Consider the following 15,016-nt stretch of genomic DNA (forward strand, 5'->3'; position numbering starts at 1 on the left):
ACCTCCCAGTCCGACGCCGAAATCCTGGCCTTTTTTGCCAGGGCCGCGGGCACCCGCACCTGCGGGCGCTTTGCGGCGGGGCAGCTGGAGCGGCCGTTGCAGCGCGCCGTCCCGGTTGCTCCAACGCGCTGGCGGGCCTGGCTCGCAGCGGCCGTGGCCTTGTGGAGCCTGCGCGAAGTGGCCCCCACGGTAGCCCAAGCGCAGGCTCCCGCCGAATGGCGCGCCCGCTACGGGGGCGGCCCGGTGCCAGCTACGCCGCCCGCGCCGCAACCTGCCGCTCACGCCGTACCCGAGGCAGCTTTGCCACTGGTGCTGCGAGGCGTTGTCACTGATTTTGCGAATAAGGAAGGCTTGCCAGGCGTCACGGTTCTTCTGAAGGGTACCACTATTGGAACCAGTACCAACCAAGATGGCACTTTCGAACTGGTGGTGCCCACGGAAATGGCGGCCCAAGCAAGCCTGCCCGTTGCGGTAAGCTCCATCGGTTATGTAACGCAGCTCCATTCTGTCGCAACTGCCGCGGTTGCCAGCCCGCTTGCTTTTCAGCTGCAAGCCGATAGGATGGAGTTTGTCGGAGGGATAGTAATGGGGGCAATGGTGATGCCCCGGGTTTTGCCGCCTGCGCCTTGGCACCCGCGCCGCTTTTACAATTGGGGTAAATACTGGGTGATGCGGCCCTTCCGGAGCAGGTAAAACTCAGCCGAGATAGGTAAAATTCTATGTTTATGCTACTTTCGAAGCATGGCTACTTCTCCGACCATTACTGTTCCGCAGCCCTGTAATCAAAGTTGGACAGCCATGAACCCTACGGAAGCGGGTCGCCATTGCGCCGCCTGCCAGAAAACCGTGGTGGATTTCAGCCTGAAAACAAGAGAGGAAATCCTGGCTTATTTAGCTCAACCCGGGCAAGAAAATTCATGTGGACGTTTTCGAAGTAGCCCGCAGCGTGCGCCGGCGCGGCTGTTGACCTGGTCAGCTGCCCCTTGGGCGGCCCTTTCGCTGGCGGCGGTATTAACATTGACCCATTGCACGCCCGATGCTTCGTCCCCTTCACCAGCTGATGTGCAAGCCACCATTCTGCCCGATGCGCAACTGGTTAGCGGCCGGGTACTCGACCGTGACACCCAGCAGCCGCTGGCCGGCGCCTTGATTATTTGTGAAAAGGATACCCTTTGCCAAACCCGAACTGCCGCCGATGGGTCCTTTCGCTTGGCTGTGCCGAAGCGTTTATCAGCCAGTAAGCTGATTGCAGTCCTGCCTGGGCGCCCGCAGGTGCGGCAGAATGAGGAAGATTGGTTAATGCCCTATATCCCTCATTATTTCACCGCGGGCCACGATGTAACAGTCCTACTGCGTAGGCCCCCAATGATTCTTGGAGAAACAAAGCTCGAGGCCGGCGAGACCCGCACTCCGGCTGTTTTGGGATATTTGATGCGTCAAGGTGCTGTACCACCGCCATTTCCTAAAATTGTCGATATAGAATTCCAGGCTCCAAAAACAAAGCCGTAACGACGGTAAGCAAACCTTTCGCCCCGCAAAATCCTTGTGGCAGGGTATGAAATTCTTGCGCTTATCCCTGCTGCTCGTTCTGGCTTCGGCCTGCTCTATCCTCAAGCCTACCACGCGGCACGACCTTTTTCCAGGCCAGGCCCAACTGCCGCAGGAAGAGGCCCCGCACGTCAAAAACTCGCTGGAGTGGTGGTATTTCACGGGCCATCTCAAGGACGTGGCCAGCGGCGAGGCCTTCGGCGTCGAGTACGTTTTCTTTCACTTCAACCCCGATGGCAAGCAGGATTACCAGATGGTAAACTTCGCCCTGACCGACCCGCAGACCCAGCAATTCCGCTACGACTACAAGCTCGACAAGCTTGCGGCGCCCCTCACCGCCGCACTGCCCATCAACCTCACCGGGCAGAAAGCCGCCCAAATCTGGACCCTCACCGGGCAGGAGGGCCGCTACCAACTTCTGGCCCGTATGGCCGACCATGCCGGCCAGGCCATCAACCTGACCACCACGCCGGCCAAGCCCGCGCTGCTGCACGGCGGCACCGGCTACGAGCAATACGGGGCCGTGGCCCAGGCCGGCTACTACAGCTTTCCGCGCCTGGCCGCCACCGGCACCCTCGAAGCGGGCGGCAAAATCCACCAGGTAACCGGCGACCTGTGGTACGACAGGCAATGGAACTGCGGCGGCGTAAACAAGAAAAACGTGGCCTGGGACTGGCTTAGCCTGCAGCTCGATGAGCCCAAAGAAGAGCTGATGTTGTACGCCGTGCACGACACCAAAACTGGCCAGCACATCGGCGGCGGCTCGCACTTCGGCGCCCAGGGCGAAAACCTGCACCTAGCCGAAACCGAGTTCAAACTCGAACCTCTCACGTACTGGACCAGCCCCAAATCCAAGAAAAAATACCCCGCCACCTGGCACGTGAGCGTGCCCAGCAAGGGCTACGAGCTAACCGTGACGCCGCTGGTGCCCAATCAGGAACTAGGCCTGCGCCTCTTCAAAGTCCTGAATCTGTACTATTGGGAGGGCATGTGCCGCGTGACCGGAACCCGCAACGGCCAGCCTGTGAAAGGCAACGCCTACGTGGAAATCACGAATCGGTGATTCGTACTCTAAACGCAAAGCGAACGATAACATCCCCTCCTTACCAAGGAGGGGACGTTGTCGCGCCAGCGACAACTGGGGTGGTTGGGGCGTCTGAATCGTTCGGGTGTCGTTCAACGATTCAACCACCCCCGTTCGAGCCAACGGCTCGAACATCCCCTCCTTGCTAAGGAGGGGAGTTTGACGTGCTACTGGTTCAGTATCAGCCGGAAGGTGGTGCCGCGGCCCACTTCGCTCCATTTCACGAAGAGCTTGCCTTCGTGGTAGTTCTCGATGATGCGCTTTGCCAGGGCCAGACCCAGGCCCCAGCCGCGCTTTTTGGTAGTGAAGCCGGGCATGAACACGCTCTCGAGCTTGTTTTTGGGGATGCCCTTGCCCGTGTCGGTGATGTCGATGGCGACCTGGCGGGGTGGGGTGGCCCGCCGGTACCAGGCGCGGCGGGTGCGAACGCGCCGCAGGTGCAGCGTGATGGAGCCGCGGCCGTCCATGGCGTCCACGGCGTTTTTGCAAATGTTTTCGATTACCCAATCAAACAGCGGCACATTGATGCGGGCGGGCGTATCGAGGGGCAGGTCGGATTCTATCTTGAATACCACCTTTTTCGACACCCGGCTTTGCAGGTATTCGATGGCGTTGCGGGTGGTGTGGTACAGGTTTTCGTCCTTCAGTACCGGCACGGAGCCGATGTTCGAGAACCGCTCGGTGATGATTTCCAGGCGCCGGATGTCCTTGCCCAATTCCTCCACAATCGGCTCGTCCTTGAAGCGGTCGGAGTCGCGGAGGTAGTTCTGCCAGCCCACCAGGCTGCTCAGCGGCGTGCCCAGCTGGTGGGCCGTTTCCTTGGCCAGGCCCACCCACACGCGGTTTTGCTCGGCGCGGCGCGAGGAGCTGAACGCGAAATAGGCAATGACGCCCAGGCAGCCAATCACCACGAGCTGCACCAGTGGGTAGGTGCGCAATTGCTGCAGCAGCTGCGAGTCGCGGTAGTAGATGTAGTTGACCTGCCCGGCCCCAAATTTTACCACAATGGGCTGGTGCTGCTGCTTCATGAGCATGAGCTCGCTCGCGAGCAGCGTCACCGAATCGGCCGGCGACAGGTGCGCCGGCATGTTGATGTTCTTGGCCGCAATGATGTCCTTGCCGTCGCTGCTGAGAATGACGGGAATGGTGGCATTCGCGTTGATTATCTCATTGAATACGAAGAGTGTATTCGAGTCCTGTTCGGAGTTGATGATGAACTCCTGGGCTTTGGCGTAGAGCTGAATCTGCTGCTGCTCCCGCTCCGACACGCGCTGCACCAGCAGGTTGGTGTAGATGACAGTGGCCGACCCAATGAGCAGCGCCAGCACCGCAATCAGGATTTTGAGGCGGGATTTTTGGTCGTAAATCGGAATCAGGTTCATCAATCAGCAGTACGGGGCAGGCAAAGGAACGCCAGTTAGCCCAACGTTAGTACAAAGCAGTCCGCAGGGAGGTGGCACGTAATGGAGCTGAACGGCGTGCGGCGCCAAACCATCTGTCATGCTTATCTGGCGTCCCGAAGGAAGCATCTTGCCCGCGCCTCTTGTCATGCAGAGCGCAGCGAAGCATCTTCTCACCGCGGAACAAATCGTTGTAACGTGATAGGATGCTTCGCTGCGCTCTGCATGACAGAAGGCGCGGGTACATTGCTGCACTCAGCATGAGCAGCTTACAAGCAAATCGAGGTAAATCAGCCGACCATCATGGCTTCGCTGCTGGCAATTTCCTGCAGAATCTCCAGCACCACGTCGGGCGTTTCGGCATCTACCAGGCGGGTACGCCAGGCTTTGGCTCCCTCCAGCCCGCGGAAATAGTGGGCGTAATGGCGGCGCATTTCAAAGATGCCCACTTTGGGGCCCTTCCACTCAATGCTCTTATCGAAGTGCATCTGGCACATGGCCACCCGCTCTTCCAGCGTGGGCGGGGCTAGTAGCTCGCCGGTGGCCACGTAGTGCTTGATTTCCCGAAAAATCCAGGGGTAGCCGATGCTGGCGCGGCCCACCATCACGCCATCTACGCCGTAGCGGTTCTGGTATTCCTTGGCTTTTTCGGGCGAGGTGATGTCGCCGTTGCCGAAGATGGGGATGTGAATGCGCGGGTTGTCCTTGATTTTGGCAATGAGGCGCCAGTCGGCTTCGCCCTTGTAGAGCTGCACGCGGGTGCGGCCGTGCACGGTGAGGGCCGCGATGCCGATGTCTTGCAGGCGCTCGGCCACTTCTTCCACGTTTTTGGTGCCATCGTCCCAGCCCAGACGGGTTTTTACCGTCACGGGCAGGTGGGTGTTGCGAATGACGGCGGCCGTCATTTCTACCATCTTGGGGACGTCGCGTAGCAAGGCGGCGCCTGCGCCCCGGCAGGCCACCTGCTTCACCGGGCAGCCGTAGTTGATGTCAATCAAGTCGGGTCCGGCCTCGGTGCTGATGGCTGCGCACTCGCCCATGGTTTCCACGTCGGAGCCAAAGAGCTGAATGCCGATGGGTCGCTCGTAGTCAAACACATCGAGCTTCTTGCGGCTCTTGGCCGCGGCCCGAATCAGGCCTTCCGATGAAATGAATTCGGTGTACATCAAATCAGCCCCGTTGGCCTTGCACACTGCGCGGAAGGGCGGGTCGCTCACGTCCTCCATCGGAGCGAGCAAAAGCGGGAAGTCGGGGAGCTGGATGTTGCCTATTTTAACCACGGAATATCTATTTTATTTCAGAACGTCATGCTGAGCCTGCTGAAGCATCTCGACCACGTAACTAGCTCAACGAATGGATTACTATTGCGGTTGAGATGCTTCGGCAAGCTCAGCATGACGTTCTCATTTGCTTGTTTTAAACAAGTCTAAAGTTAAAAACTGCGGTAAATTTACGCCCTTCCCAACCAGTCCCCGTCCATGAAAGGTTTCCTACCCCGTGCACTGCACCCTGGCCTTCAGGTATTGATGCTTCTGGTGCTGCTGGTGGCCGGCGCCTGCGTGGGCTACGCCGTGATATTTGCCTGGGCCAAGGTGGGCTTTGGGCTCTCGGTGCCGGAAGTGGGCAAGGTGATGACCTACCCCGCGGCCTTCCCGCAAGGCTGGGGCCTGCTGATGATGGCGCAGGGGGTGTTGCTGTTTTCGGCTTGCGCGGGTGGCGCGCTGGCGCTGGCTTCTGCCTTGGGCTACAGCTGGGCCGAGTACTTCAACCCCCGGCGGCTGGGCGCGGGCTGGTGGCTGGTGGCCGCGGCCTTGCTCATTGTGGTCATTCTGCCCTTCATGTCCACCCTGATTGCCTGGAATGCGGCCGTGCATTTTCCCGCTGTGCTGCACGATTTTGAGGTGTGGGCCCGGGCCAGTGAAGACCGCGCCCAGAACATCACCCAGTTTCTGACGCGTTTCAGCACCAACGGGCGTTTCTTGGCGGCGCTGTTGGTCATTGCCCTGGTGCCGGCCGTGAGCGAGGAGCTGGTGTTTCGCGGCGTGATTCAGAAAAACCTGGTGCGCTGGTTTTCGCCGCACGTGGGTGTGTGGCTGGGGGCGGCCATTTTCAGCGCCATTCACTTCCAGTTTTTTGGGTTTGTGCCCCGCTTTGTGCTGGGGCTGGTGTTGGGCTATTTGTACCTCTGGAGCGGTAATATCCTGGTGAGCATGGCCGCGCACTTCACCCAGAATGCCTTTCAACTCCTGATTCTGTACCTCACCCAGCACGGCCATTTTGGCTGGGGTTTCGACCCCGACGCCACCGAGGCACTGCCGTGGTGGCTGGTGGTGCCGTCGGCGCTGCTCACCGTTGGGCTGCTTTATTTTCTGCACGAGCGCATGAGTGCCCCGGCGGCCCCCACCCACATGCTCACGCTCAGCCACCGCGGCATCGAGGTGCGCAGCCCCAAGCCCTCGGCCTAGCGCCGCGGCCTGTTTGTCTTTATTCCCTCCTTATCCTTCCGAGTTGTCCGATTCTACGCCTCCGATTACCCCTGTTTCACCTGCTCCCACCGATACCAAGCCCGGCCCCAGCAACCTGCGCCTGCGGGTCATCTACGGCGTAATTGGCGCCGCGCTGCTGCTGGGCAGCGTCTGGTTTAGCCCCTGGACGTTTGGGCTGTTCTTCGCCTTTGTGCAGGCGGTGATGCTGTGGGAGTTCTATCGGATGATGCGGGGCAGCGGCTTGCACCCCGCCGGGGTATTGGGCATTGGCACCGGGTGGCTGCTGTTTGTAGGCACGTTCTGGTTTGCGCACACCGGGTACGGCCCCTCCGGTTTGGTCGATTCGTTGGAGTCTTTCTTCAGCGCCATCAACGGCCTGTACCTGCGCCTGCTCTGGTCGGGCCTGGCCGTGCTGGTGCCGGTGCTGCTCGTGCTTCGGGAGTTGCTGCTCTGGCCGCGCTATCCCAGCCCCTTCGGCAACGTGGGCGCGGCCCTGGCGGGCCTGTTCTACATTGGGCTGCCCATGGCCTTGCTGCCGCTGCTGGCCCAGGGCGAAGGTGGCTACGACTACCGCCGCATCTTCGCCCTGCTCTTCCTCATCTGGGCTTCCGACATCGGCGCTTACGCCGCCGGCCGAACCCTGGGCAAGCACAAAATGGCCCCCAACATCTCGCCCGGCAAAACCTGGGAAGGCTGGGTGGGCGGCTTCCTGCTCACGCTGGCCGTAGGGTGGGCGTTGGGCTACCTATTGCCCGATATGCCGCTGGCTCACCGGCTGGCGGCGGCGGGCGTGGTGGCCATTTTTGCGCCCATCGGCGACCTGGCCGAATCCATGCTCAAGCGCAGCATGGGCGTGAAGGACTCAGGCAGCATCATGCCCGGCCACGGCGGCCTGCTCGACCGTTTCGATGCCTTCCTGCTGGTGCTGCCCATGCTGGCGCTGCTGCAGCTGCTGGCCGGGTAGGAGGGACATCTGTCATTGCGAGCGCAGCGCGGCAATCCGTCCTCTCTATGCGACCAACCCAAAAGATTTGAAAAGCCTCGGTACTGCGCAGTGCCGAGGTTTTTTGCTGTTGAATAAAAGGCGTTGTGGCAAAAGGACATTGGTCACAGATAGAGGAAGGATTGCCGCGCTGCGCTCGCAATGACAGGCGGATTAATGCGGGCTGCGCTTGGTGATGACAAACTGAGCTGTCTCACAATGAAAAACTTGCAGAAAAACGCCGCAAACGTTTGCACCCAATTCGCCTTTCATCTTGGCAAAACCAATACCTTTGCGGCCCTAAACCGTACGCACACTCCCACCCAACACTTTCCCACTAACCATATCCCGAATGGCAACTCATACCGTGTATAAAGAGCCGGCTCCGATAATGGACCGCGAAAACCCGCTCGAATCCATGATGTCGCGCTTCAACATTGCGGCGGACATTCTGGGGCTCGACGATGCAACGTACAACGTGCTCAAAGCACCGGATAAGCAAGTGATTGTGAATATTCCGGTGACGATGGACGACGGCAATATCCGGGTTTTCGAGGGCTACCGCGTTATTCACAACACCATTCTGGGCCCGAGCAAAGGCGGCATCCGCTACGACGTAAACGTGCACCTCGACGAGGTGAAGGCCCTCGCGGCCTGGATGACCTGGAAGTGCGCCGTGGTTGACATTCCCTACGGCGGAGCCAAAGGCGGCATCATCTGCGACCCCACCAAGATGAGCGCCGGCGAAATCGAGCGCATGACCCGCGGCTACACCCTGGCCCTGAAGGATATCTTTGGCCCCGACCGCGACATTCCGGCTCCCGACATGGGCACCGGCCCCCGCGAAATGGCGTGGCTGATGGACGAATTCTCCAAGACCAACGGCATGACCTCGCCGGCCGTGGTAACGGGCAAGCCCCTGGTAATGGGTGGCTCGCTGGGCCGCACCGAGGCCACCGGCCGCGGCGTAATGGTATCGGCCCTGGCTGCCCTCAAAAAACTGGGCCTGAAGCCGACCGACGTATCGGCCGCCGTGCAAGGGTTTGGCAACGTGGGCTCCTGGGCTGCTGTGCTGCTGCACGCCCAAGGCGTTAAAATCAAAGGCGTATCCGATATCTCGGGTGCCTACTGGAACGACGCCGGCATCAACATCGACGACGCCATTGCCTACAAGAACGCCCACAACGGTCGCCTGGAAGGCTTCGAAGGCGCCACGCCGATGGACCCCAACGACCTGCTGATATCCGACGTGGACATGATTGTGCCTGCTGCGGTTGAGGACGTAATTACCGAGCACAACGCCCACAAAATCAAAGCCAAGCTGATTGTGGAGGGCGCCAACGGCCCCACCTCGGCTTCGGCCGACCCGATTATCAACGAGAAGGGCATCATGGTGGTGCCGGATATCCTGGCCAACTCCGGCGGTGTTACGGTGTCGTACTTCGAGTGGGTGCAGAACAAGCAGGGTTTCAAATGGAGCCTGGACATGGTAACCGAGCGCGCCGACCGCATTATGTCGGATGCGTTTGAGAAAGTGTACCAGACCAGCCAGAAATACAAGATTCCGATGCGTATCGCGGCCTACGTCGTGGCCATTGACAAAGTGGCCCAGACCTACAAGTTCCGCGGCGGCTTCTAAAAACACAACCCCAACCGTTGACGCCAATATTGCGTTAATCCGGTTGAAGGCAGCGTCCAGCTATGCTGGATGCCCTTAGAGAACATGCGGCCCACTTTACCCGTTGCGGTAAGGTGGGCCGTTGTTTAGAAAGAGGGCTTTAACTTGCACCCCCGGCGGCCCGTGTCGCAATTCGCATGAAGATTCACAAAGAAGGAAGACGTATCCTATTCGTCACGCTGCTGGCTTTGCTGGCGCTCAACTTATTGGTATTTCAGTTTAATAAGGGTGCCGACTTGGTGAACCGGCTATTTGCCGGGGCCACGGTCATCGTCTTCTTGTTGATTCTGCAGTTTTTTCGGAGTCCGTTTCGCCACCTGTTCACCCACGAAGACCTGCTGCTGGCCCCCGCCGATGGCAAGGTGGTGGTGATTGAAAACGTATTCGAACCCGAATTCTTTGAGGATGAGCGCAAGCAAATCAGCATCTTCATGTCGCCCATCAACGTGCACGTGACGCGCAATCCGATTTCAGGCATCGTGAAATACTTCAAGTATCACCCCGGCAACTACCTCGTGGCCTGGCACCCCAAAAGCAGCTCCCAAAACGAGCGCACCACCGTGGTGGTAGAAAGCGACGCCGGCCCGCTGGTGCTGTTCCGCCAGATTGCCGGGGCCATGGCCCGCCGCATTGTGTGGTACGTGAACGAAGGCGACGAAGTAAGCCAGGGCGAGGAGTTCGGCTTCATCAAGTTCGGCTCCCGCGTCGATGTTTTTGTGCCCCTCGATACCGAAGTAAAAGTGGAATTGGGCCAGAAAGTAAAAGGCGGCGAAACCGTAATTTGCCAGCTCAAAGTGAAGTAAATTCTACGAGCCTGTTGAGCTAAAAAAAGCCCGACTGCAGCGATGCGGCCGGGCTTTTTGCGTAATGCAGGCTCTATTAAAGCTAGTGAAAAGGCACTGCTGGGAAACCCATAATTCAGCCCAACAGGTGCGGCACAAACTCGGAGAGGTTGGTAATCAAGCCGGCCTCGCGCCGAAAGCCAATGGCGCAGGCCTCGCCCGCCCAGAAAACGCCCGCTTGGTAAAAGCGTCCTTGGGTATCGGTGGGCAACTCGGCCCAACGCTGATAAAGCGAAGGCTGGTGAGCAAACTCGCCCGGTACTTCCAGGCTGGCGGTGCCGTTGGGCTGGATTTCCGCTACGTTCTGGCCCTCGCGCCCATAAAAAGGCTTGCGAACGTGGTGCCCCGGCAGGGCCGCCAGGCTGGCTTCGAGCAGCAGCGGGTGGTGCGGAAATACGTCCCAGAGATGTGCCAGCAGGCCTTTGCTCTGGAAAAGCAGGCAGTAGGCCGGGTTGGCAATCACCACGTCGCGGGTAAGCTGCAGCTGCCCGAGGTCGGCGGTGAGCTCGGGCTCTTCTTCGGCCAGGATTTCCCACGGCACGAGCTTGAACAGAAAGTCGAACCGCTGCCACTGCGCCGGGGCCGTCTCTGCCCAGATGCCGCGGTCTTCGCCCTGCACCGAGACCTTCATGTCGTCGATGGGGCAGATGTGCACGTCGGCAAAGCGGGCGGCGCGGGCGGCCTCGGCCAGCACGGCACAGTTGGCTTCGTCTTCGGCGCTGCCGGGCAGGTACACGAGCAGGAGCGTGGCCTGCCGGTCGTTGTTGAGGGCGCGCCAGTGGCGGAACTGGTCTTCGAGGCACTCAAACAGGCCGTTGGCCTGGCGGCCTTCGTCGGACTGCCCGGCGGCTACCAGGCTGGCCCATTGCACCACGGCCGTTTCGGGCAGGCTGGTGGCCGTGTCGGCATTGAATTCTAGCAGCTTGGGGCCATCCGGAGTCATTGCCAGGTCGAAGCGGCCGTATAGATGCCAGTGGCGCTCGTCGTTCCAGGAGTGACGCACCACCTCCCATAAGTTGGCAGGGATGGCCAGCCGCTCCAGCAACGCATCCGGTATTTGGTCAGGAATGGCCTCCACCAGCATGTCGTAGAGCGTGTCGGCGGCCTGCAGCAGGGTTTCGGCCTCGCTTTCGGAGAGCTGCACGGCTTCGCGCGCCACGTAGTTCTGGCAGGCTTCCTCAATGGCCCATTCCCAGCCGAGCGCCCGCACGGCTGGCGAGACATCACCAGTGAGAGGAAGGAGGTTGATGTTCATTGAATGCTGGTTTTGGTAGTTCAATCGGCTGTCAGCAATCGTCTGTCATGCAGAGCGCAGCGAAGCATCTTCTCACGGCTCAACGAGTCGTTCAATCTTGAGAAGATGCTTCGCTACGCTCTGCATGACAAGAGGCGCGGATATGTTGCTTTACTACTGGTGCTGCATGCCGTCCCTTTTGCTTTATCCTAGCTTCTACCCGCCAAAACCCCGGAAGCCGCCGCGGCTTCCGAAACGGCTGCTGCGGCCAGACGGCGCGCTGCTGCGGAAACTGGGCCGGGGCGAGCTGCGCAGGGTGGAGCGGCTTTCCTGAATGCCGGCGTTGGGCGAGGTGCGGCCACCCGCAAAGCCCCGGCCGAAGAAGCCGCGGCCCTGGTTCTGGCGCTCGCGGGCCACGTTGGCGCGCCAGGCCTGGTTGCGCTGCAGCAAGCCTGGGTTGGCGTAGTAGCCGGGGTTGGGCGTGAGGAAGCGGCCGGCCATGTAGCCGATGCCGCTCCACATCAGCACGTCCATCATGCCGTTGCCCTGGGCTCGGTTTTCGGGGTTTGCGCGGCTGTAGTCCTGCATTTGCCGCTGCAAGGCCTGGCCTTGCAGGGTATCGGTCTTGCCATCGAAGTGGTGCATAATGGCGGCTACCTCTTCCTTACCGGCAGGGCGCTCGGCGGTAATCTTCCACTCGCCGGGCTGCACCTCGGTCATTTCGGTGATGACCCCTTCGCTGTAGCTCTGGCCACCCCAGCTGGCTTCGGCGCCGTTCTCATCCGCGCGGTTGTTGTCGCTGGAGCAGGCCGGCACGGTGAGGCCCAGGCTGCTGGCGGCGGCCATCAGCAAAACGTTGCGGCGCCAGTCGCCGAGGGGGTGGAAATGCTTTTTCATGGAAGTGCGCAGAAAAATAAGGTGCCGGAAACCGCAATGTTAGCTTAAAACCACCGGGCTGCCAGCTGCATGAGTTGCTCCAGCGCCGCCTGGTCGGCTTGGTCGAAGTCGTTGAGCTGGTCGCTGTCCACATCGAGCACGGCTACCACGCGGCCGTCTTTCAGAATGGGCACCACGATTTCCGATTTGGAATCGGAGCTGCAGGCAATGTGACCCGGGAAAGCGTCCACATCGGGCACCAGCACGGTTTGGGCCTGCGCCCAGCTGGCGCCGCACACGCCCTTGCCGTGGCGAATGCGGGTGCACGCAATCGGGCCCTGGAAGGGGCCCAGCACCAGCTCGTCGCCTTTCACCAAGTAGAAGCCCACCCAGAAAAACCCAAAGGCCTGCCGCAGCGCCGCCGCGGTATTGGCCAGGTTGGCGGTAAGGTCCGGCTCGCCGGCGGTGAGGGCTTCAATTTGCGGCAGCAGCTGCTGGTATTGCTCGGCTTTGGTGAGCGTGGTGTTGAGGGTGAGGTTTTCGGCCATGAGGGAAAGTAGCGCAAGTGGAAAAGTTCGCGCGGTTTAGGAGGATGACAAAGGGTTATTCGTTGAACTGAGCCGCGCATTACAGCTAACGCTTGCGTGGGCTCAGCTCACATTATTTATCGTTCACGTACCAGAACAATTCATCGGGCCCAACGTTCTCTTGGCTGCGCAAATGGCCCAGCCCAACCCGGGGCGCCGCAATGCCCTGGCCAAGCTTCATCGGCGCACGGAACACGCGAATCTCGTCCCAGAGCCCGGCGTTTATCAGCGCGTTCAGGACCGTGGGCCCGCCTTCGACAAAGACTGACAGAATCTGGCGCTGATACAAGTCGGCCAGCACTTGGGGAATCAGGTCGTCGGCTTCGGATAGCGTGACCAGGTCGAGGTTGGTGGTGTGGCGTGGCTGCCGGTACGTGTAGATGAGGGTGGGCTGCGAGCCGTCGAGCAGGTTGTGCGTGGGCGGCAAACTCAGGTTTTTGTCGATAACCAGGCGGGTAGGCTGGGGCCCGGGCCAGTCGCGCACGTTCAGGCGGGGGTTGTCGTGCAGGGCCGTGCGCGTGCCCACCAGGATGGCCTGCTCCTCGGCCCGCCACTGGTGGGTGAGCAAGCCAGCCTGCGGGCTGCTGATTTGCACGGGCTGGAAATACCGCCCGGCCAGAAAGCCATCGGCGGTTTCGGCCCACTTCAGCACCAGGTAAGGGCGCTTCTGCTCATGAAATTTGAAGAACCGACGGTTGAGCCACCGGCCTTCCGGGGCCAGCAGCCCGGTTTCTACCCGCACGCCAGCAGCGCGAAGCTTGTCGATGCCGCGGCCGGCCACCAGCGGAAACGGGTCCTCGTTGCAGATAACCACCTCGGGCACGCCCTTGGCAATGAGCAAATCGGCGCAGGGCGGCGTTTTGCCGTGGTGGGCACAGGGCTCCAGGGTCACGTACACGCGGCTTTCGCGCAGCAAGGCCTGGTTATCCACCGCGGCCAGCGCGTTTACTTCGGCGTGGGGCCCGCCGTACTGCCGGTGCCAGCCCTCGCCAATGATGCGGCCCTGGTGCGTGGCCACGCAGCCCACTAGCGGGTTGGGCCGCGCATAGCCGGTGCCGAGGTGCGCCAAATCGAGGGCGCGGCGCATGAAAAGGGCGTCGTCTGGTTTCATGCCCGCGAAGGTAGGGAGAGGGGCGTAGCTTCGCCGAAGGCCTACATTTGTGCCGATGACCGTCCGCGAATTCACCACTGCCCTAGCCACCGCGCTGCAACCCACTTATCCTGAACGCGAAGCCCAGGCTATAGCCACGCTGGTGGTAGAGTACCTGCTCGATATGGATTCGCTGCAGCGCATGATGGACGCCCAGGAAACGGTGCCGCCCGAAGCCCTGGCGGCCCTGCCGGCCTTGCAGGAGCGACTGCTGGCCCACGAGCCGGTGCAGTACGTGCTGGGCCAGGCGTTTTTTGGCGAAATGACCCTGGAGGTAACGCCGGCCACGCTCATCCCGCGCCCTGAAACCGAAGAGTTGGTGCGGGTGATAGCCCAGGAACAGCAAGGCCGCACCGGCCTCCACGTGCTCGATGTGGGCACCGGCTCGGGGTGCCTGGCCATTGCCCTGGCAGATGCCCTGCCCCAAGCCGATGTGCTGGCGGTCGATATTTCGGAAGCGGCCCTAGACGTAGCGCGTCGCAACGCCGCCCGCTATGCCCCCACGGTGGTTTTTCAGCATGTAGACATTCTGCAAGGCCTGCCCGCCGCAGTGGCTCCGGGCACGCTCGATGTACTCGTGAGCAACCCGCCCTATGTGCGCGAAAGCGAGCGGCTCCTTATGCGGGAAAACGTGCTGGCCTGGGAGCCCGCCACCGCCCTGTTTGTACCCGACGATGACCCGCTGCTCTTCTACCGTCGCCTGCGCGACGTGGGCCACGACCTGCTGCGGCCTGGGGGAGGGTTGTACCTGGAAATCAACGAAGCCCTGGGCTCTGACACCGCGGCGCTGCTCATCAAGCACGGCTATGAGGACGTGCGCGTGCTGACCGATATGTTCGGCAAGGCCCGCATTGTGCGCGGCACCCGCGCATAATTTTCCGTAAATTCCAGAAGCAAGTCTTGCGTTCAGGCAACCGACAGCCAGGAGCTGAGAAAGAAAAAATGCGGCTCAGCAGCTCAATTGCTTCCGAAAAAAGCCCGAGTTATAATGGCTCAATTTTGCTGAGCAACACGTCTCAATTAAGCTCACAGCAGCATTAATGCTCCCTTGCCTATGCTATTTTGGGGGCAACAGTTTCGAATAACCACCCCATTCATGGCGTAATTTGCGCAGCACACGTTACTATATTTTCACCCTTTTTTAACTCA

The 15,016-nt window shown here is 60.6% G+C and carries 14 protein-coding genes; 8 read left to right on the top strand and 6 right to left on the bottom strand.

What is annotated here, in order from left to right; genetic code table 11:
- The 3 genes from LJ738_RS11470 to LJ738_RS11480 form a co-directional block, all read left to right on the top strand.
- Positions 1–693 (top strand): carboxypeptidase-like regulatory domain-containing protein (locus tag LJ738_RS11470; RefSeq protein WP_227786454.1); only part of this gene is annotated, 693 nt, incomplete at its 5' end.
- A 48-nt stretch (positions 694–741) separates the two neighbouring features.
- Positions 742–1,509: a carboxypeptidase-like regulatory domain-containing protein gene (locus LJ738_RS11475; RefSeq protein ID WP_227786455.1), complete on the top strand. Its 768-nt coding sequence runs from the start codon at positions 742–744 to the stop codon at positions 1,507–1,509.
- Between the two features lie 46 nt (positions 1,510–1,555).
- Complete coding sequence (locus LJ738_RS11480; protein WP_227786456.1) at positions 1,556–2,611, top strand: lipocalin-like domain-containing protein; 1,056 nt, start codon at positions 1,556–1,558, stop codon at positions 2,609–2,611.
- 188 nt (positions 2,612–2,799) lie between these two features.
- On the opposite strand, the gene LJ738_RS11485 is transcribed toward LJ738_RS11480, so the two are convergent.
- On the bottom strand, positions 2,800–4,014 hold the full coding sequence (locus tag LJ738_RS11485; protein ID WP_227786457.1) for an ATP-binding protein: 1,215 nt from the start codon (positions 4,012–4,014) through the stop codon (positions 2,800–2,802).
- Positions 4,015–4,322: 308 nt separating this feature from the next.
- Positions 4,323–5,312 carry a tRNA dihydrouridine synthase DusB gene (gene dusB, locus LJ738_RS11490; protein ID WP_227786458.1) on the bottom strand — a complete coding sequence of 330 codons (990 nt, stop codon included), beginning with the start codon at positions 5,310–5,312 and terminating at the stop codon, positions 4,323–4,325.
- A 198-nt stretch (positions 5,313–5,510) separates the two neighbouring features.
- On the opposite strand from dusB, the gene LJ738_RS11495 reads away from it, so the two are divergent.
- From LJ738_RS11495 to LJ738_RS11510, 4 genes are all read left to right on the top strand, one after another.
- On the top strand, positions 5,511–6,497 hold the full coding sequence (locus tag LJ738_RS11495) for a CPBP family intramembrane glutamic endopeptidase (RefSeq protein ID WP_227786459.1): 987 nt from the start codon (positions 5,511–5,513) through the stop codon (positions 6,495–6,497).
- Between the two features lie 43 nt (positions 6,498–6,540).
- Positions 6,541–7,482: a phosphatidate cytidylyltransferase gene (locus LJ738_RS11500; protein WP_227786460.1), complete on the top strand. Its 942-nt coding sequence runs from the start codon at positions 6,541–6,543 to the stop codon at positions 7,480–7,482.
- A 370-nt stretch (positions 7,483–7,852) separates the two neighbouring features.
- Positions 7,853–9,139: a Glu/Leu/Phe/Val family dehydrogenase gene (locus LJ738_RS11505; protein ID WP_227786461.1), complete on the top strand. Its 1,287-nt coding sequence runs from the start codon at positions 7,853–7,855 to the stop codon at positions 9,137–9,139.
- A 176-nt stretch (positions 9,140–9,315) separates the two neighbouring features.
- The gene (locus tag LJ738_RS11510; RefSeq protein WP_227786462.1) at positions 9,316–9,981 is read left to right on the top strand and encodes a phosphatidylserine decarboxylase family protein; all 666 of its coding nucleotides are present in this window, start codon (positions 9,316–9,318) and stop codon (positions 9,979–9,981) included.
- Positions 9,982–10,096: 115 nt separating this feature from the next.
- Here the strand turns inward: LJ738_RS11510 and LJ738_RS11515 are convergent, their stop codons facing one another.
- The 4 genes from LJ738_RS11515 to ribD form a co-directional block, all read right to left on the bottom strand.
- Positions 10,097–11,275 carry a glutathionylspermidine synthase family protein gene (locus LJ738_RS11515; protein WP_227786463.1) on the bottom strand — a complete coding sequence of 393 codons (1,179 nt, stop codon included), beginning with the start codon at positions 11,273–11,275 and terminating at the stop codon, positions 10,097–10,099.
- A 195-nt stretch (positions 11,276–11,470) separates the two neighbouring features.
- Positions 11,471–12,151: a Cj0371 family chemotaxis-regulating polar lipoprotein gene (locus tag LJ738_RS11520; RefSeq protein WP_227786464.1), complete on the bottom strand. Its 681-nt coding sequence runs from the start codon at positions 12,149–12,151 to the stop codon at positions 11,471–11,473.
- Positions 12,152–12,195: 44 nt separating this feature from the next.
- Entirely contained in the window at positions 12,196–12,678 is a 483-nt protein-coding gene (locus LJ738_RS11525; protein WP_227786465.1) for a GAF domain-containing protein, read from the bottom strand.
- A gap of 112 nt (positions 12,679–12,790) precedes the next feature.
- Positions 12,791–13,828 (bottom strand): bifunctional diaminohydroxyphosphoribosylaminopyrimidine deaminase/5-amino-6-(5-phosphoribosylamino)uracil reductase RibD, encoded by a 1,038-nt coding sequence (ribD, locus tag LJ738_RS11530; RefSeq protein WP_227786466.1) that lies wholly within the window; start codon positions 13,826–13,828, stop codon positions 12,791–12,793.
- A 55-nt stretch (positions 13,829–13,883) separates the two neighbouring features.
- Between ribD and prmC the strand changes: the two genes are divergently transcribed.
- Positions 13,884–14,741 carry a peptide chain release factor N(5)-glutamine methyltransferase gene (gene prmC, locus LJ738_RS11535; RefSeq protein ID WP_227786467.1) on the top strand — a complete coding sequence of 286 codons (858 nt, stop codon included), beginning with the start codon at positions 13,884–13,886 and terminating at the stop codon, positions 14,739–14,741.
- The last annotated feature ends 275 nt before the right edge of the window (positions 14,742–15,016 follow it).

Source organism: Hymenobacter plasmatis, from assembly GCF_020711255.1.
Classification (GTDB): Bacteria; Bacteroidota; Bacteroidia; order Cytophagales; family Hymenobacteraceae; genus Hymenobacter.